The 16,361-nt window shown below is 67.4% G+C and carries 21 protein-coding genes; 11 read left to right on the forward strand and 10 right to left on the reverse strand.

The genetic code is table 11. The annotated features are described in order from the left end of the window. The first annotated feature begins 424 nt into the window (after nt 1-424). The 3 genes from J8I33_RS27160 to atsR all read left to right on the forward strand — a co-directional run bounded on the left by J8I33_RS27160 (nt 425) and on the right by atsR (nt 3,692). Nucleotides 425-1,297: a helix-turn-helix domain-containing protein gene (locus J8I33_RS27160; RefSeq protein ID WP_050017877.1), complete on the forward strand. Its 873-nt coding sequence runs from the start codon at nt 425-427 to the stop codon at nt 1,295-1,297. 69 nt (nt 1,298-1,366) lie between these two features. Next, complete coding sequence (locus tag J8I33_RS27165; protein ID WP_209925830.1) at nt 1,367-1,870, forward strand: molybdopterin-dependent oxidoreductase; 504 nt, start codon at nt 1,367-1,369, stop codon at nt 1,868-1,870. 1 nt (nt 1,871) lies between these two features. Beyond that, nucleotides 1,872-3,692 carry a hybrid sensor histidine kinase/response regulator AtsR gene (gene atsR / locus J8I33_RS27170; RefSeq protein WP_209939454.1) on the forward strand — a complete coding sequence of 607 codons (1,821 nt, stop codon included), beginning with the start codon at nt 1,872-1,874 and terminating at the stop codon, nt 3,690-3,692. Nucleotides 3,693-3,766: 74 nt separating this feature from the next. Here atsR and J8I33_RS27175 read toward each other — a convergent pair whose 3' ends face one another. Then, nucleotides 3,767-4,186 carry a secondary thiamine-phosphate synthase enzyme YjbQ gene (locus J8I33_RS27175; RefSeq protein ID WP_124556754.1) on the reverse strand — a complete coding sequence of 140 codons (420 nt, stop codon included), beginning with the start codon at nt 4,184-4,186 and terminating at the stop codon, nt 3,767-3,769. Nucleotides 4,187-4,196: 10 nt separating this feature from the next. After that, nucleotides 4,197-4,523, reverse strand: a complete 327-nt coding sequence (locus J8I33_RS27180) for a thioredoxin family protein (protein WP_124556755.1) — start codon at nt 4,521-4,523, stop codon at nt 4,197-4,199. 232 nt (nt 4,524-4,755) lie between these two features. Between J8I33_RS27180 and J8I33_RS27185 the strand changes: the two genes are divergently transcribed. The 4 genes from J8I33_RS27185 to J8I33_RS27200 all read left to right on the forward strand — a co-directional run bounded on the left by J8I33_RS27185 (nt 4,756) and on the right by J8I33_RS27200 (nt 7,734). Beyond that, the gene (locus tag J8I33_RS27185) at nt 4,756-5,460 is read left to right on the forward strand and encodes a flavin reductase family protein (RefSeq protein WP_124654351.1); all 705 of its coding nucleotides are present in this window, start codon (nt 4,756-4,758) and stop codon (nt 5,458-5,460) included. A 186-nt stretch (nt 5,461-5,646) separates the two neighbouring features. Further along, nucleotides 5,647-5,979, forward strand: a complete 333-nt coding sequence (locus J8I33_RS27190) for a DUF2322 family protein (RefSeq protein WP_124594909.1) — start codon at nt 5,647-5,649, stop codon at nt 5,977-5,979. A gap of 110 nt (nt 5,980-6,089) precedes the next feature. Then, nucleotides 6,090-6,959 (forward strand): PASTA domain-containing protein, encoded by an 870-nt coding sequence (locus J8I33_RS27195; protein ID WP_209925834.1) that lies wholly within the window; start codon nt 6,090-6,092, stop codon nt 6,957-6,959. A 142-nt stretch (nt 6,960-7,101) separates the two neighbouring features. Continuing rightward, nucleotides 7,102-7,734, forward strand: a complete 633-nt coding sequence (locus J8I33_RS27200; protein WP_209925835.1) for a LysE family translocator — start codon at nt 7,102-7,104, stop codon at nt 7,732-7,734. Between the two features lie 34 nt (nt 7,735-7,768). Here the strand turns inward: J8I33_RS27200 and J8I33_RS27205 are convergent, their stop codons facing one another. The 3 genes from J8I33_RS27205 to J8I33_RS27215 form a co-directional block, all read right to left on the reverse strand. Beyond that, nucleotides 7,769-8,443: a YebB family permuted papain-like enzyme gene (locus J8I33_RS27205; protein WP_124556758.1), complete on the reverse strand. Its 675-nt coding sequence runs from the start codon at nt 8,441-8,443 to the stop codon at nt 7,769-7,771. 148 nt (nt 8,444-8,591) lie between these two features. Next, a complete protein-coding gene (locus J8I33_RS27210; RefSeq protein ID WP_050017887.1) occupies nt 8,592-9,161 on the reverse strand; it encodes a hypothetical protein in 570 nt (189 codons plus the stop codon). A 231-nt stretch (nt 9,162-9,392) separates the two neighbouring features. Continuing rightward, entirely contained in the window at nt 9,393-9,851 is a 459-nt protein-coding gene (locus J8I33_RS27215; protein ID WP_124556760.1) for an Lrp/AsnC family transcriptional regulator, read from the reverse strand. 125 nt (nt 9,852-9,976) lie between these two features. Between J8I33_RS27215 and J8I33_RS27220 the strand changes: the two genes are divergently transcribed. The 3 genes from J8I33_RS27220 to surE all read left to right on the forward strand — a co-directional run bounded on the left by J8I33_RS27220 (nt 9,977) and on the right by surE (nt 11,919). Continuing rightward, nucleotides 9,977-10,711, forward strand: a complete 735-nt coding sequence (locus J8I33_RS27220; RefSeq protein WP_209925836.1) for an AzlC family ABC transporter permease — start codon at nt 9,977-9,979, stop codon at nt 10,709-10,711. Continuing rightward, complete coding sequence (locus J8I33_RS27225) at nt 10,704-11,012, forward strand: AzlD family protein (RefSeq protein ID WP_050017889.1); 309 nt, start codon at nt 10,704-10,706, stop codon at nt 11,010-11,012. The genes J8I33_RS27220 and J8I33_RS27225 overlap by 8 nt, the downstream gene beginning before the upstream one ends. Nucleotides 11,013-11,139: 127 nt before the next feature. Then, nucleotides 11,140-11,919 (forward strand): 5'/3'-nucleotidase SurE, encoded by a 780-nt coding sequence (gene surE, locus J8I33_RS27230; protein WP_209939455.1) that lies wholly within the window; start codon nt 11,140-11,142, stop codon nt 11,917-11,919. Between the two features lie 63 nt (nt 11,920-11,982). Here the strand turns inward: surE and J8I33_RS27235 are convergent, their stop codons facing one another. Together J8I33_RS27235 and J8I33_RS27240 are read right to left on the reverse strand one after the other, a co-directional pair. Next, on the reverse strand, nt 11,983-12,816 hold the full coding sequence (locus J8I33_RS27235; protein ID WP_209939456.1) for an SDR family oxidoreductase: 834 nt from the start codon (nt 12,814-12,816) through the stop codon (nt 11,983-11,985). Nucleotides 12,817-12,930: 114 nt separating this feature from the next. Next, nucleotides 12,931-13,398 carry a cupin domain-containing protein gene (locus J8I33_RS27240; protein ID WP_124594904.1) on the reverse strand — a complete coding sequence of 156 codons (468 nt, stop codon included), beginning with the start codon at nt 13,396-13,398 and terminating at the stop codon, nt 12,931-12,933. Between the two features lie 15 nt (nt 13,399-13,413). Here J8I33_RS27240 and J8I33_RS27245 point away from each other — a divergent pair, with 15 nt between their 5' ends. Further along, the gene (locus tag J8I33_RS27245) at nt 13,414-13,578 is read left to right on the forward strand and encodes a hypothetical protein (protein ID WP_209925838.1); all 165 of its coding nucleotides are present in this window, start codon (nt 13,414-13,416) and stop codon (nt 13,576-13,578) included. A gap of 3 nt (nt 13,579-13,581) precedes the next feature. Here J8I33_RS27245 and J8I33_RS27250 read toward each other — a convergent pair whose 3' ends face one another. From J8I33_RS27250 to J8I33_RS27260, 3 genes are all read right to left on the reverse strand, one after another. Then, nucleotides 13,582-14,934, reverse strand: a complete 1,353-nt coding sequence (locus J8I33_RS27250) for a pyridoxal-dependent decarboxylase (protein WP_050017893.1) — start codon at nt 14,932-14,934, stop codon at nt 13,582-13,584. A 20-nt stretch (nt 14,935-14,954) separates the two neighbouring features. Beyond that, nucleotides 14,955-15,254: a metalloregulator ArsR/SmtB family transcription factor gene (locus tag J8I33_RS27255; RefSeq protein ID WP_050017894.1), complete on the reverse strand. Its 300-nt coding sequence runs from the start codon at nt 15,252-15,254 to the stop codon at nt 14,955-14,957. Nucleotides 15,255-15,431: 177 nt separating this feature from the next. After that, the gene (locus tag J8I33_RS27260; protein WP_124556766.1) at nt 15,432-16,313 is read right to left on the reverse strand and encodes a LysR family transcriptional regulator; all 882 of its coding nucleotides are present in this window, start codon (nt 16,311-16,313) and stop codon (nt 15,432-15,434) included. Between the last annotated feature and the right edge of the window lie 48 nt (nt 16,314-16,361).

Consider the following 16,361-nt stretch of genomic DNA (forward strand, 5'->3'; position numbering starts at 1 on the left):
CGGATCCTGCGCGCACGCAGCCAGCAGCAACAGCAGCCCCGGTGCGAGTAAACGGCGATACATGGGTACTTTCCTCAAGTTTTATCGGCGCCGCAATGCTTCGAGCTATTCCACCCCGCGAGCTCGTACCCGGTTTGCGCGCGGCGCAGCGGATACAATTCCATCCGCCAACGCCGACACGCATCCCTAGGCTCTCTCAGGCTCTCTTCGAATCGTTCCGTCACTGTTTCATTGCCGCCGCTTTTCGCTGCCCCGACTGTGCCGGCATCGCGCTCCAAACATGACGCGACAAACAATAGTGACGTGGTGAGCAATAATAATGGAGAAAAATGGCATGTCAAGGCCCTTCGCGTGTTTAAAGTTTGCGTGACGCGTCAGCTTTGATATGCTCTTCCTCGCCAAAACCCCTGGAGACCCCATCGAGATGTCCACCACCGAGCAGGCCAACGTCGATCTCATCACCGCCAACAAGGTGCGCGATCTCCTGAACCGGAACGGCATTCCGCCGCGAAGTCACAACACGACGATCGCGAACGTGCTCGGCCTGAGCTTCTCGGTCGTCACGCGCAAGATGAAGGGCCTGATCCCGTGGAACCTGTCGCAGTTGCAGGACATCGCGACGCACTTCGGCGTGCCGCCCGCGATCCTGCTCGACGACAAGGGCACGCAGCCGGCCGCGGCCGAGATGATCGACGCGACGTTCGTGATCGAATCGAAGCGCTTGCGCTGCCGCGCGGCAATCTCGACGAAGGCCACCAGCCAGATCGAAACGGACTTCGTCGCGCTGCAGTGGCAGGGCGAATGGATCGTCACCGAACGCCAGCACGCACGCGAGGGCCGCACGTATCCGGTCGACGTGATCGAGCTGCGCTCCGCGCAGCCGAACGTGTATGCGGCTCGGATCGCCGTGGTCGACGATTCGCACGACGTCGCCGAAACGGTCTGTGAATATTTCATCGAGAAAGGCGTGAACGCGATTCCGTACTTCGACGGCGCGAGCTTCCGCAAGGCGCTGGAAGTCGAGGATTTCGACGGCTACATCCTCGACTGGATGCTCGGCGACCAGACGGCCGCCGAACTCGTGCGCGGCATCCGCTCGAGCGAGAACAGCGGCGCGCCGATCTTCCTGCTGACCGGCAAGATCTCGACCGGCGAAGCGAGCGAGGACGAGATCGCGCACATCGTGTCGCACTACAACGCGCGCTGCGAAGAAAAGCCGGTGCGCCTGCCGATCCTGTTCGCGGAAGTCGCCCGCGAGCTGAAGCTCACGCTGCCGGCGGCGACGGCGACGAACTGAGAACCGGGCGCCGGGAACGGCGACCGGCGCGACAACCCGCTACACGCATCACCAGACCGAGGAAAAGACATGCGCGTTTCAACCATCTGGACCCAAAGCCTGCTGACGGCCTGCCTGCTCGGGATGGCCGCCGCGACATGGGCCGCGTCGTCGTTCACGTTCACCGTCGACGGCAAGATCAGCAAGAGCAACCAGCAGGGGAAGATGACCTACGTCTTTTCCGAGCAGGCGCTGATGGCGCTGCCGCAACATACGATCGTCACGTCGACGAGCTGGACGCCGAAGGCCGCCTTCACGGGCCCGCGCCTGTCCGACGTGCTGAAGACGGTCGGCGCGCACGGCACGCAGATCGAATTCCGCTGCATCGACGAATACACGTTCACGATTCCCGTGTCCGATGCGGCCAGGTACGGCGTGATCCTCGCGCGGACGATGAACGGCAAGGTGCTCGGCAACGACAACTACGGCCCGCTGTGGATCATGTATCCGCGCGACCAGTATCCCGACGAGCTGAAGACGCCGCTCGGCGAAGCGAAGTTCGCGTGGCAGATCATCGGTCTGACCGTGAAGTGACATGACGCGGCGGCGATGGAAAAATAGAAAGATCATCCTGATCCTCGGCTCGCTGTGGATCATGGGGTTCGCCGCGTGGGCGTTCCTGCTGTGGGATCTCCTCGCCACCTCGGTCAACGAGGGCGTGCTCGAGGGGCCGCGTGAAGGCGTGTTCTGGACCGCCGCGCAATACCGCAACGTCTATACGCGCTTCGACCGGCAGCTGATTCTCTACGCGACGCGCGAGGACGACGATTTCGATCACGTGCAGATGCAGCTCGACAGCCTGTCGGTGTCGTTCGGGTTCCTGCAGCGGCCGTCCGAAGTGTCCCAATACTGGCTGCGCATCCCGCGCGCGCGCAACGAGATCGACGCGCTCGGCGAATTCATGACGCGCCTGAAGCGCGAGGTGCCGCTGCTGCGCGATTCGCCGAAGCAGGCGCGGCAGGTGATCGACGAAGTCAATGCGTACTGGCCGAAGGTCAACGGCCTCGCGAACTCCTTCCGCGCGATCGAAATGGCGCAGCGCGATTTCACGTTCCATCAATTGAAGGACAAGCAGCGCGCGATCCTGATCCTCGGCATCGTGCTCGGTGTGATCCTGTGCGCGCTGTTCCTGCTGCTGTTCTATACGATGCGCACGCGCGACGACCTGCTCGAACGGCAGAACGCGGCGCTCGATGCGGAACGCAAGGCGTCCGACCGCGCGTTCGAGATGATCGAGGCCAAGAACGCGTTCCTCGGGATGGTCAGCCACGAACTGCGTACGCCGCTGCAGGCGATTTGCGGATCGATCGAGATCCTGCTCGCACGCCCGCAGTCCGACGCGAACCTGAAGACGATCCGGCGGCTGCAGAATTCCGCGCTGTCGCTGGAAGCGCTCGTCAAGGACCTCACCGACTACATCAAGCTGCGCTCGACGAAACGCGTCGCCGAACTGGATACCGTCGGCATCGCGCCGCTGCTTGCCGAGGCGCTCGAACCGCTGCGCGAGAGGATCGCGACGAAACGGATCACGGTCACGCAGCGCGTCCAGCCGCCCGGCCTCGCGATCCGCTCCGATCGCAAGCTGCTGCGGCAGGTGCTGTCGAACCTGATCGAGAACTCGGTCAAGTACACGGCCGGCGGCTCGATCACGGTGGCGATCACGCTCGCCGATGCGCCGGCCGGCCAGCAGGTGAAGATCGCCGTGCGCGATACCGGCGCCGGCATCGCGAAGCAGCATCTGTCGAAGATCTTCGAGCCGTTCTATCGCGCGAACGACGCGGTCGGGCTGCACGTGGACGGGATCGGCATGGGGCTCGCGGTCGTGCGCGAAATCGTGACGACGCTGCGCGGGCATGTGGACGTGCGCAGCGCGGTCGGCGAAGGCAGCGAGTTCGTCGTGACGCTGCCGGTCGAAGTGCCCGGCGTCGATACGGCCGGCACCGCGACCGGCGACGTGCCCGCGCTGCCGCCCGTGCTGCCGCACCGCGACCGGCGCGCGCTGGTGGTCGACGACAACGACAACGCGCGCGAGACGCTTGGCGCGATGCTGTCGGCGCTCGGCGTCGAGGCCGATCTGTGCGGCACCGGGCAGGAAGGCGTCGCACGCTTCGGTACGGGCCGCTACGACCTCGTCGTGCTCGATCTAGAACTGCCGGACCTGAGCGGATTCGACGTGGCGCGGCGCATTCGCGCGGTGGCGGAGCCCGACGACGACGGCCGGCATCCGGCGATTCTCGGCGTCAGCGCGTATGAATCGGCGGCGCTGCGCGAGAACAAGCGGGCGTTCGACGCGTTCCTGCCGAAGCCGGTTCACCTGCGCGAACTCGGCGCGCTCGTCGAGAAGCTGCTCGCCTGAGCCGCGCGCGGGCGCGGCGTTACGCGTTTCCGTCCGCTTGCGTTTCCGTCCGCTAGCCCGCTCGCCGGCTTTGCCTACTCGCCGATCAGATGCAGCACGATGTCGCGCCGGTGCGCCGCGCGACGATGCTCGAACAGATAGATCCCCTGCCACGTGCCGAGCACCATGCGCCCGTGCTCGACCGGAATCGACAGCTGCACCTGTGTGAGCGCGGTGCGCAGATGCGCGGGCATGTCGTCGGCGCCTTCGGTGTCGTGCTCGTAGCGCGTGTCGTCCTCGGGCGCGAGCGTCGCGAAATAGCGTTCGATATCGCGCTGCACCGACGGATCCGCGTTCTCCTGGATCAGCAACGACGCCGACGTATGGCGGCAGAACACGGTGAGCAGGCCGGTGCGGATCGCCTGCTGGTCGACGAACGCACGCACCTGCTGCGTGACTTCGACGAGGCCGCTGCCGCGCGTATCGACGCCGACGTGCGTGATGGCCTGTTGCATCGTCGTGACCTCAGGTCAGCGCCGAGAAGCCGTCGGCTTCGATCTGCTTCGCGTCGGCGGGGCGCACGACGCGCGCGACTTCGACCCCATCGCGCAGGAATACCAGCGTCGGCCACAGCTTCACCCCGAACGAGCGACCGAGCGGACGGCCGGGGCCGTCCTCGATCTTCAGGTGCCGCACGGCAGGATGCGCGGAGAACGACGCCGTGATCGCGGGCTGCGCGCCTGCGCAGATCCCGCACCAGTTCGCGCCGAATTCGATGACGGTTGCGCCGCCCAGTGCGTCGACTTCCGCGCGGGTCGGCGCGTTGGCGGTGTAGCGTTGCTCGGTGTCCATCAGGCCCTCGTGTGCGTTGGCGGAACGTGACTGCGCGCGCCCGCGTGATGCAAAGCGGGCGCGGCCTTCGATTTCTTACTGTAGCGGAAAAGCCCGCGCATTGCCGGCTCGGTCCGGCGCGGCGCCGGCGCCTTTTTGCGCACCGTTCGGAATGACACGACAAGATTCGGAGCGTCGCGTCGCCGCGACGGGTTCAGCATGAGAACCGATCCCGTCAACGAAGGACTCGACCATGAATGCGCCGCATTGCGTCACCGAACCGAACATCCTCTACTTCGGCACGCCCGTCGTGCTGGTCAGCACGCTGAACGAAAACGGCACGGCCAATCTCGCGCCGATCTCGTCCGCGTTCTGGCTCGGCTGGCGCGGCGTGATCGGCATCGCCGCCAGTTCGCAGACCACCCGCAACCTGCTGCGCACCGGCGAATGCGTGCTGAACCTGCCGTCGTCGGCGCAGGCGGACGCGGTGGACCGGATCGCGCGCACGACCGGCACGTATCCGGTGCCCGACGGCAAGCGCGCGAAAGGCTACGTATTCGAACCCGACAAGTTCGGCACGGCCGGGTTCACCGAGGCCGCGTCGCAAACGGTCGCGCCGCCGCGCGCGCTCGAATGCCCGGTGCATATGGAGGCGGTCGTCGCGGCCACATACGGGATCGGCGACGACATGCCCGACCTGCGCGGCCGCATTCGCGTGTTCGAGATGCGCATCCAGCGCGTGCACGCGCACCCCGACCTGCTGATGGACGGTCATCCGGACCGCATCGATCCGGACAAGTGGTCGCCGCTGATCATGAGCTTCCAGAAGTTCTACGGGCTGGCGCCGCGCCAGATGCATCCGTCGCGGCTCGCCGACATTCCCGAGCACGCGTATCGCAGCCCCGACATCGAGCGCGCGCGCGAGGCGGGTGTGCTGACCGGTACCGGGCGGTCATGACGCCGCACGCGTCGGCACGGCGGCATCGCCGGCGAACGTGACGCGGATGATCGACGCGGTATTCGGCGTCGCGATGCCGGGCGCGCTGTACGACGCGTGCCGCGGCGGCGGCGCGACCAAGCCGATCGGATAAGATACGGCCGGCCACGCACCTTGGCCGATGACCGAACCGACGGAGTGTTTTCAGTGATTCAACCGACTCAAGTATTCAAGGACAACCTCGCGCAACTGCCGGCCATCGACGGCATCGCGCGCATCGATCTCGTCGGCGCGAACGGCGACGTGGTCGCGACCATCGAGAACCAGCCGGGCAAGCAGGGCTCGCTCGCGGTGTACCACTATCTGAAGCAGGCGTTCGGCACGCTCGACGCGAAGGCGGCCGAACACGGCCTCGCGGTGTTCGCCGAACATACGGCCGACGCACGTAATCGTCCGGGCGCGCACCCGAACGTCGATCGTCTGCTGGCGATCGTCGCGGGCGGCGATGCGCTGCGCATCGACGTCGTCGCGAACGGCTGAGAGTCGGCGGCGGCACGTGGGCGTGCCGCCGGGCGGTGCGCGCGACCGTGACATACGGGCGAAAAAGCGCGATTGCCGCGCCCGTTCCACTTTCCCCGGGGACAGTCTGGGTGTTTCTTTCCATTGCGTCACCGCTCATCCGCCATCTTGCTTCGATCGTTTCGATCGCGGTATTGGCCAGTGTCACGTTCGGTGGCACGGCATCGGCCGAGCCGCTGCGCACGGGCTCCGATATCGCCGGGGCGTCGCTCGTGCCATTCGGCACGCTGCCGCGCTCGCCTGAAAACGGTTCGCTCGATCCGTTCTGCACGCAATATCGCGCGAAAACGACCACGGCGGCCGGCCGCGAGGTCGCGCAGCGCGACTGGATCGTGACGTCCGAGGCACCGCTCGGACGATACACGGTCGTCACGTTCGCGAGCGGATTCAGCGCCGGCACGAGCGCGATCTGCTTCGCGCGCAACGGCAATATCGGCGTATTCGACGGCACGACGCTCGTCGCGCTCGGCTACACCGCACGCAAGGCCAACTGGCAGCTCGGCTCGGCCGATCGGCTGGAAAGCGGCGCGCTGCTGATCTGGGGCGGCGACGGCCCGGCGCCGCCCGTCGGCGAGCTGCACGAACACAACGGCGAACTGCGGCTGACCCGCGTCGCCGCCGAAAGCACACACTGCAACGGCCACGCGGTCGTGCCGAACGTGTATGGCAAGCCGCTCGACGCGGCACGCAAGATACTGATCGCGCATGGCTGGCAGCCGCTGCGTCCGCGCGAGAAACCGGACGCGATGGACGGCGCAGCGACGCTCGCGAAGCACGGCATCGTCGAAGCCGAAGCGTGTTCAGGCACCGGGATGGGGTATTGCGCGCTGCGCTACCGGAACGCGGCCGGCGTGCTCGGCGTGACGACGGTAGGCGGCGAGCCGGACCGGCCATCCGCGAATACCGTGATCGACTATCAGGTGGCCTGTCGCAAACAGTGAGAGGGGTGCGGGCCGCGCATGCGCGATGCATGCGCCACGCGATCCGTGCCGTCCGGCCATCGTCCGTTCGCTCGATTGACCGGCCTCGCACGCCCTCCTAAACTGGGTTCCCTTTTACGCCGCACCAGCAAAAGGGAATGCCATGATCGACTTTTCCACGCTCGCGCTGTTCTCCGGCGCGTGTCTCGCGCTGACCGTTACACCCGGCCCCGACATGCTGCTGATCGCGTCCCGCAGCGTGAGCCAGGGGCGGCGCGCCGGCTTCGCGACGCTCGCGGGCATCCAGGCCGGCACCTACTGTCACGCGCTCGCGGCCGCGCTCGGTCTGTCGCAGCTCTTCGTCGCGGTGCCGCTCGCGTACGACGCGGTACGTTTCGCAGGCGCCGCGTATCTGCTGTATCTCGCGTGGAAGACATTCCGTTCGGATGCGACTGCGCTGTCGCCCGTCGCGTCGCAACGTCAGCGCTCGACCGCGACGATCTTTCGCCAAGGGCTGACGACGAACCTGCTGAACCCGAAGATGGCGTTGTTCGTGCTCGCGCTGTTCCCGCAGTTCGTGCGGCCCGAACAGGGTTCGATCGCCGTGCAGATTCTCGTGCTCGCGACGGTGCTGAACCTGATCGGGATCGTCGTGAACGGCGCGGTGATTCTGTCCGCGAGCCGGCTGAGCCAGCGGATCGGCGCACGCCGCCGGCCGTCGAAGGTGCCGCAGTATCTGCTCGGGTCGGTATTCGTGGGTCTCGCGGCGCGGCTCGCGGTGGTGGGGCGCAACTAACCCCGTCGCGAATGCGTAGTACCCGGCCCCTTGTTCACCCATCCGCCTTGCACTCGCGCGTATCCGCCACGACACGCAACTTGTCGCTCTCGAACAAGCTCGCCGGCGTCACCGTGCGGCGACGCCACGGAATCCGGCCGAAGTACCAGATCCTCCAGAGGCCGAGCGGATGACCGGGATTCCGGCGCAGCAGCATGTCGAAGGTCTCGACGTCGCCGAGCACGATCCGCGTGGCATCGCGCACGATCTCGCGCACGAAACGCGAACAGAACTGCCGGCGCGACGCGAGGTTGAAACCCGTGTCGTACACCACGCCGATCCTGCGCCTCGCCGCGTCGACGAGCCGCCGTCGCTGCGCGGCATCGAGCGGCTGCGTCAGCCGCGCGACCACGCATGCGCCGCAGTCGGAACGCGCGACAAACCGCGACATCGTCGTGACGCGCGATAGCGGAAACGTGCTCTCCGCGATCAGCGCCTCGCCGCCGCGCTCGCCGACGACGATTCCAACGTGATTCGTCCATGAGCGCGTCGCGCTCGCCACTTCGAGAAACGGCCGCACGGTGACGCGGATGAAGACGATGTCGCCGATTTCCGGTTCGACCGGCAACGGCATCGCATGCGATTCGGGCGAACCGAAGGAAAAGCGGCGCCCGCGGCGTGCGCCGGGCGAGCGGACCAGAGACGGCTGGCGGCCGGTGTCGACGACCATACGAGCCTCGCGCAAGTGAACATGGAGCGAGCATGGCAGGCGTTGCCGCGCACCGCATCCGGTTCATGCGCGAGGGTGCGAATCCGCGCCGCCGGGTGGCGGATTTCGATACCGGCACGAGGCGCAAGGCGCCGAAGCGTGGAAGCCGTCAGCGCGTCGCCCCCAGCGCGACGCGCAGCCGCTCCATCAATCGCGTGTAGTGCCGCAGCACGTCGTCCTTCGGCACGACGCTCGCGGTCGCGAAACGCTCGGACCACACCGGCTTCCAGGCATACGAGCCGTGCACGCTGCGGTCGCCGTCGGGCGCCTGGATCAGCGAGCGAATCCGCGCGTCGCGGCCCGGCCCCGTATGCATCTCGAACAGCGCATGAATGAACGTGTGATACGCGTCGTACACGTCGTCGTCGAACAGGTAGCGGTAGATGTGGAACGTGCGGTCGAGGTCGCGCTTCGCGCGGATCACGTCGTCCGGCGAGATGTCCTTCCAGTAGCCGATCCACGTGTAGAAGCACAGCAGCGCATTGAGCTGCGGCGCGACCGTGTCGTACAGCGCGAGCCGCTTTTCGATCAGCCGCTGATTGGTCCACTGCACGAGTTCGAGCCGCTTCAGCCGGCGCGCGACGAGCCAGCCGAGACAGGCGACCGACAACGGCGTCAGCACGCCGAGCACGAGCTTGACGATTTCCAGCGAATTCCACGGCGTATTGAATGGCTGCATGTAGGGCTCGACAGGAAGAAACGCATTCGCGGCGACGCACGACCTGGCGCGCTATGCAGCGCCGTTCGGCCGATCGCGTCGGCATCGACCGTTAGTTGCTTGCACATCGACCGGCGTGCGACCGCACCGGCAATCCGTGCGATGCGACTCACCCCGTCAGTTTATCGGGCGATTGTCACCGTGCCATGACCGCTCGTCGACGCATCGCCGCACGCCCCGCCCCGCCCCGCTTCAGGTTGGTAGCGCCGACGTGAGCTTGACCTTCTGCATCGGAATGTCGGTCTTCACGCTCAGCACGCCGGGAATACGCGTCAGGTATTCCATCTGGAAGCGCCGGTAATCGTCGATGTCGGCCGCGACGACGCGCAGCAGGAAATCGCAGTCGCCGGCCATCAGGTGGCATTCGACGACTTCCGGCATCTGCTGGACGGCCTCGGCGAAACGGTTCACCGATTCCGCGTCCTGCCCCTTCAGCCATACGCGCGTGAAGATCGTCAGCCCCTTGCCGACCTTCGCCGGGTTCAGCACGGCCACGTATTTCTCGATCACGCCGGCTTCCTCGAGCAACCGCACGCGCCGCAGACACGGCGACGGCGACAGCCCGACCTCCTGCGCGAGCTCCACGTTCTGCATGCGGCCGTCGCGCTGCAGCGCGTTCAGGATCCGGCGGTCGATCGCGTCAAGTTTCATGTGGCATCCGATTTCAAAAAATTCGCGTATTACGCGTTCAATGCCAAATTCTGAGAAAAATATGGCGACAACGCAACCCGATTCGAGTCAAAAAAGCAGACAATTCCTCCCCCGAAGGAGGAGTAATGAGCAGTAGCGTTTCAACGTCGTCCGGGCTTCGCGACAAGCCCGCCTATGTCGCCGAGATGGGTCGCGGTTTGCGCGCGGCGCTGCCCGTCATGCTGGGTTTCGTGCCGTTCGCGCTGGTGCTCGGCGCGCAGGCTGCGCAAAAAGGGCTGAGCCTGTTCGAAGTGCCGATGATGACGGGCCTGAACTTCGGCGGCGGCTCCGAATTCGCGGCGATCCATCTGTGGACGTCGCCGCCGCACATCGCGCTGATCGTCGCGATGTCGTTCCTCGTGAATTCGCGCCACATCCTGATGGGCGCCGCATTCGCGCCCTACCTCCGGCGCCTGCCGCGCCGCCGCGCGTTCGTCGCGCTGTTCTTCATGTGCGACGAGAGCTGGGCGATGTCGCTCGCCGACGCGCGCGAACGCTCGGCCACGCACATCAGCGTGCCCTATTACGCGGGCATCTGCGTGGGGCTCTACCTGACGTGGATCTCGATGACGACGCTCGGCGCGGCGGTCGGCCCGACCATCGGCGACGTCGAACAGTACGGCTTCGACATGGCGTTCACGGCCGTGTTTCTGGTGCTGCTGCGCGGGATGTGGAAAGGGGTGCGCGCGAGCCGTCCGTGGTTCGTGAGCCTCGTCGTCGCGGCGGGCACCCATCTCGCGCTGCCCGGTGCGTGGTATGTCGCGGCCGGCGCCTGCGCGGGGCTGATCGCCGCGCTGCTGTGGGAGCCACGCGATGCCTGAGCTTCCGGATTTCGGCACCGTCGCGACGATCGTGCTGATGGCGTCGACCACCTACCTGTCGCGCATTCTCGGCTACGTGCTGCTGCGCAACCGCACGCTGAGCCCGCGGATGGCGTCGGTGATGGAGAACGTGCCCGGCTGCGTGCTGATCTCGGTGATCGCGCCGGCGTTCGTGTCGACGCGCCCGGCCGACCTGCTCGCGCTCGCGATCACGCTCGTCGCGGCGACACGCCTGTCGATCCTGCCGACGGTCATCGTCGGCGTCGCGTCGGCCGGCCTGCTGCGCTACCTGCTCGGCTGAGCGGGTCCGGACTGCCGCACCGGCACGCACCTTCCACGACACGACGATCCTCGCGCCGGAATGCTAGCCTTGTGGCCTGCGCCACACCGCACCTCCCCTGTCATTGCCCTTCACGAGGATCGCCCCGATGCAAGCAACCCGCCCGCTGTTCGACCGTGTCCTGCTCACCAACGACGACGGATTCGACGCTCCCGGCCTCGACATACTCGAACAGGTCGCCACGCAACTCGCGCGCGAAGTGTGGATCGTGACTCCAGCCGAGGACCAGAGCGGCACATCGCATTCGCTGAGCCTGCATGAACCGTTGCGCGTGCATCGCAAGGGCGAGCGGCGCTTCGCGGTGCGCGGCACGCCCGGCGATTGCGTCGCGATCGCGGTCAGCCACCTGATGAAGGGCGCCCGGCCCGACGTCGTACTGTCCGGCGTGAATCGCGGCGCGAACCTCGGCACCGAAACGGTGTTTTCCGGTACGGTCGGCGCGGCGATGACGAGCATGCTCGTGGGCGTGCCGGCCATCGCGCTGAGCCAGGCCTTCACCGATCGCAACGCGGTGCCGTGGGGCACCGCGCTCGCGCATGCGCCGGACGTGATCCGCCGGCTCGTCGCCGCCGGCTGGGACAGCGACGCGTGCCTCAACGTGAATTTCCCGCCGCGGCCGACCGACGACGTGCGCGGCCTGAAGGTGACGAACCAGGGCGCCGGCACGCTGCAGGGTGTAGAGATCGTGTCGGGACGCGATCCGCGCGAGATCGACTATCACTGGCTGAAGCTCGCGCGCGCGCCGCGCGACGACGATGCGGATTCGGAAACGGTTGCGCTCGGCGAAGGGTATATCTCGGTCACGCCGCTCAAGTTCGAGCGCACGCACGATCAGGCGCTCGCGCGGCTGCGGTCGAACCTCGGCTGATCGCAAGCGCCTTCGAATGACCCGGCTGCCACGCACGCCATACGGGTCCACCGCCTCAGTGCATCACGTCAGATTCAAGCCGCCGTCGAGCATCACGATCTCGCCCGTCACGTAATCGGACGCGACGAGCATCGCGACCGTCTGCGCGATATCGTCCGGCGTCGCCGCGCGGCGCATCGGCGCGCGTTCGCGCCAGAGCTGCTGCGCTTCCGTCCAGTCGGCGGTCAGCGGCGTATCGACGAGCCCCGGCGCGACCGCATTGACGCGAATCGCGGGAGCCAGCGTGCGCGCGAGCAGCCGCGTCGTGTGATTGAGCGCGGCCTTCGCGGCCGCATACGGAATCGACGCGCCCTTCGGCCGCATGCCCGCATGCGAGCTGACGTTCACGACGCACCCGGCCCGCCCGCGCGACGCCGACTCGCGCAGCGCGGCTTCCGCTTCGGCGACCAGCCGGAACGGCGCGATCACGTTGATTTCATGCACCTCGCGCCACACGTCGGGCGTGGCCGCTGAGAGGTCGTCATGCGGAATCACGCGGCTGACGCCCGCATTGTTCACGAGCACGTCGAGCCGGCCGTGCACCGCGAGCGCGTCGCGGATCAGCCGCACGCGTTCGGCATCGTCGGCGAGATCGGCTTGCACGTACGCGCCGCCGAGTTCGCGCGCCATCGCGCGGCCGGCGCCGGCCGAGCTGCGCGAATGCAGGATCACCGCGTAGCCGTCGGCCGCCAGCCGACGCGCGACGGCCGCCCCGATCCCCGACGTCGAGCCGGTGACGAGCGCGACCGGCCGGTGCACGCGCGACGCGCGCGGCTCGCCGGCGGCTTCGGCTTCTGGAGCGGTTTCGGTGTCGGTTTCGGCAATCGGGGCAGAGATCGGCGGCAGCGGCGCGTCCATGGCGTGGGACCCTGTCAGTGGCGTTCCCGCATCATAAGCGCGACGGGGCCGCGGGAAGCGAATTCATCCTCATTGGCCGAACGGCCTGCTCCGGTAATGACGTGCAATCGACCGTCATGGCCGTTTCGGCAGCTCGACATACTCCTCGAGCTCGCCCGCGATATAAAGCCGCTTGCCGATTCGCGGGTATTCGCACACGTCGTGTTCGAGCCGCTGCCCGCCGACGAGCAATTCGAGCGGCGCCTCGCCGGTGTTCTGCACCGTATGCGCTTCGCCGCCGCGCGGAAAGCCGATGAAATCGCCGGGCCCGATTTCATTCGTGCGCTCGCCGATCGTCACCGAGCCCGCGCCGGACAGCACGTACACGAATTCTTCTTCGTACAGGTGACGGTGATATTCGGCCGATTCGTGACCGGGCATCAGCGTGAGCAGGTGAACGCCGAATTGCGTCAGGCCGGTCAGGTCGCTGAGTTGCCGCTTGAGACGCACGGCATTGGGATTGAGCGAATGCACCGCGCGCGTGGGTTCCATCTTCGCGATATCGGCGGCCTTCAGCAATTCCCGGGGACAGGGAGTCGACATGGGGAGCTCGCAAGCGTGAATGCTTCGGTTGGACGCGGTGCCGGCGCGGCCCGCGCGGAATGGCTATTGTCCGATATTTTCACGCTTGCAGACGTGCCGCGAACCCCACCGGCTGCGCTGCACTTCATCGAATGCCAGAACGTTGCGCACGCAACCATTCAGGCGGCGAATGACGCGTGACGCTCACCCCACGTGCACGCCGCGCAGCTTCGTCAGCAATGCGACGAGGCGATCGATGTGCGCATCCTCGGTGCGCCACGACGACACGCTGATCCGGAACGCCGGCCGCCCCTGCCACACGGTCGCGCCGAACCACACGTCGCCCGACGCCTGCGCGGCTTCGAGGATCGCCGCCGTTTCCTCGTCGGTGCCGGCGCGCACGAGCACCTGGTTCAGCACGACGCGGTTCAGCACGTCGTAGCCGGCCGCCCGCAGGCCGTCCGCGACCCGCGCCGCCTGCGCGCAATGCCGCTCGACCATCGTCGCGACGCCGGCGCGGCCGAGCGAGCGCAGCGCGGCCCACACGGGAATGCCGCGCGCGCGTCGCGAGAATTCGAGGTTCAGGTTCTTCTGCGCATCCTGCGCGCCGCTCAAATATACGGCGTCGCTGTTCATCGCGGTGGCGAGCGCGGCCGCGTCGCGGCAGATCACCATCGCGCCGTCGTACGGCGTGTTGAGCCATTTGTGACCGTCGGTCGTCCAGCTGTCCGCGCCGTCGACGCCGTCCGTCAGCGCGCGCTTCGACGACGCCCGCGCCCACAGGCCGAACGCGCCGTCCACGTGCACCCACGCGCCGGCCGCCTTCGCGGGCGGAATCAATGCCGCGAACGGATCGAATTCGCCGGTGTTCACTTCGCCGGCCTGCACGCAGAAGATCGTCATGTCGTCGAGCGGCGGCAACTGCGCCGGGTCGATCCGGCCGTGCGCATCGACCGGCGCGACGACGATGCGCTTCATTCCGAAGCCGAGCACGCGCAGCGCCTTCTTCACCGTGATGTGCGCGAGCGCGGAGATCACGACTTTCACCTCGGGCGCGCCGATCAGGCCGTCCTCGTCGATCTCCCAGCCCTTGCGCGCGAGCAGCGCGCGCCGCGCGGCCACCAGCGCGACGAGCGTGCAGGCCGTCGCGCTCGTGCCGAAACCGACCGCGCTGCCTTCGGGCAATCCGAGCGCCTCGACGACCCAGCGCGCGGCCTGGCGCTCGAGCGTTGCGGCCACCGGCGAATTCGCGTACGACGACGCGCATTGGTCCCACGCGAGCATCAGCCGCTCGGCCGCCGCCGCGGCCGGCAGCGTCGCGCCGATCACGAAGCCGAAATAGTTCGGGCCGTTCGATGCGACCGTTGCGGGCGTGCCGTGCTCGTCGAGCAGGCGCAGCACGTCGTCGGCCGGGCGTCCCGTATCGGGCAGCGCTTCGTCGAACGCCGCGAGGCCGGCCAGCGCGGCCGCATCGGGAAACGCGCGCCGTTCGTTCGTTGCAGCCAGATACGCGTGCGCGCGCCGATCGGCGTCGGCCAGCAGGGCGAGTTCGTCCATGTCGGTTGCCTCGGTCAGGGTCAGAGTTGCGAGAGATCGCGGCCGAGCTGCTGCAGCGCGCCGTCGATCCGCTTGTAGTACGTGAACTTGCCGACGCGGGTCGCCTGCACGAGCCCCGCGTCCGCGAGGATGCGCATGTGCCGCGTCGTCGTGGCCGGCGCGATGCCGAGCTTCTCGGTGATGTACGTGCAGCACACGCCGAGTTCGTCGAAGTCGCCGTGCGGCTGCGGCGGGAAATGCTTGCGCGGCTGCTTGAGCCAGCGCAGCACGGCGAGACGGCTTTCGTTGGCCAAGGCGCTGATGCGGATCACGTCGTCCATGGGGTTCGGCTTCGTTTGACGTTTTGAATATTAGCTAAATGACGAAATGTGTGCAATGGGCTTGAACAGCGGTTTCAGCCTGCGATGCCGCGCGCCCGCACGCACCGTCGCGCATTCGATGCGATCGCGGCGAGATCGCCGTCGCAACGTCTCGCCGGCCGCGCGGGCAACGTGCTGTTACGCGAGCGCCTCCGCCAGCCTGTCGATCAACGCGCGCACACGCCGCGGCTGCGCCGCACTCCCCGGATAGACGATCTGCAGATCCACGTCGCCGGGCGAGAACGCGCCGAGCACCTCGACGAGCGCGCCCGACGCCAGGTCCCGTTCGACGTCGACCAGCGATTTCAGCGCGACGCCGTGCCCCGCGACGCACCACGCGCGCACGAGCGCCCCGTCGTTGGCGACGCGCCGGCCGCGCACCACCACGCGCTTCAATGCGCCGTCGATACTGAACGGCCATTCGGCATACAGCTCCTGGCCGAAGCGCATCACGATGCAGTCGTGCGCGGCAAGTTCGTCCGGGTGCATCGGCGTGCCACGTGCGGCGAGATACGCGGGCGCCGCGCACACCACACGCCGCGCACGGCCGAGCGAACGGCTGCGCAACGAACTGTCTGCCAGCGTGCCGCGACGGATCGCGAAATCGAGCCCCTGCCCGACGAGGTCGACATACCCGTCGCCGAGATGCAGGTCGACCGTCACGCCCGGATGCTCGGCCAGGAACGCGTCGAGGACCGGCACGACGCGCTCGCGCCCGAGATCGGCCGGCGCACTCAGCCGCACGGGCCCCGACAGCGTCTGCACGCCCAGCCGCACACGGCTTTCGAGTTCATCGGCCTCGGCCAGCAGGCGTCGCGCACCCTCCGCCAGCGTGCGCCCCTCGTCGGTCAGGCTGATCGCGCGCGTCGTGCGCGTGAGCAGCGCCGCGCCGTAGTGGCGCTCGAGCGCCGTCAGCCGCTCGGACACCGTGGCCGGCGACAGGCCGACTTCGCGGCCCGCCGCGGCCAGCCCGCCCTTCTCCACGATGCGCAGGAACAGCGCGAGGTTGTCGAGCAGCATTGTTCGCTCCTTCCGAAGGATATTTTCGTCGTCTTCTGGATTATCCGG

Origin of the sequence: Burkholderia sp. AcTa6-5, from assembly GCF_017815075.1 — a bacterium.
Lineage (GTDB): Bacteria > Pseudomonadota > Gammaproteobacteria > Burkholderiales > Burkholderiaceae > Burkholderia > Burkholderia sola.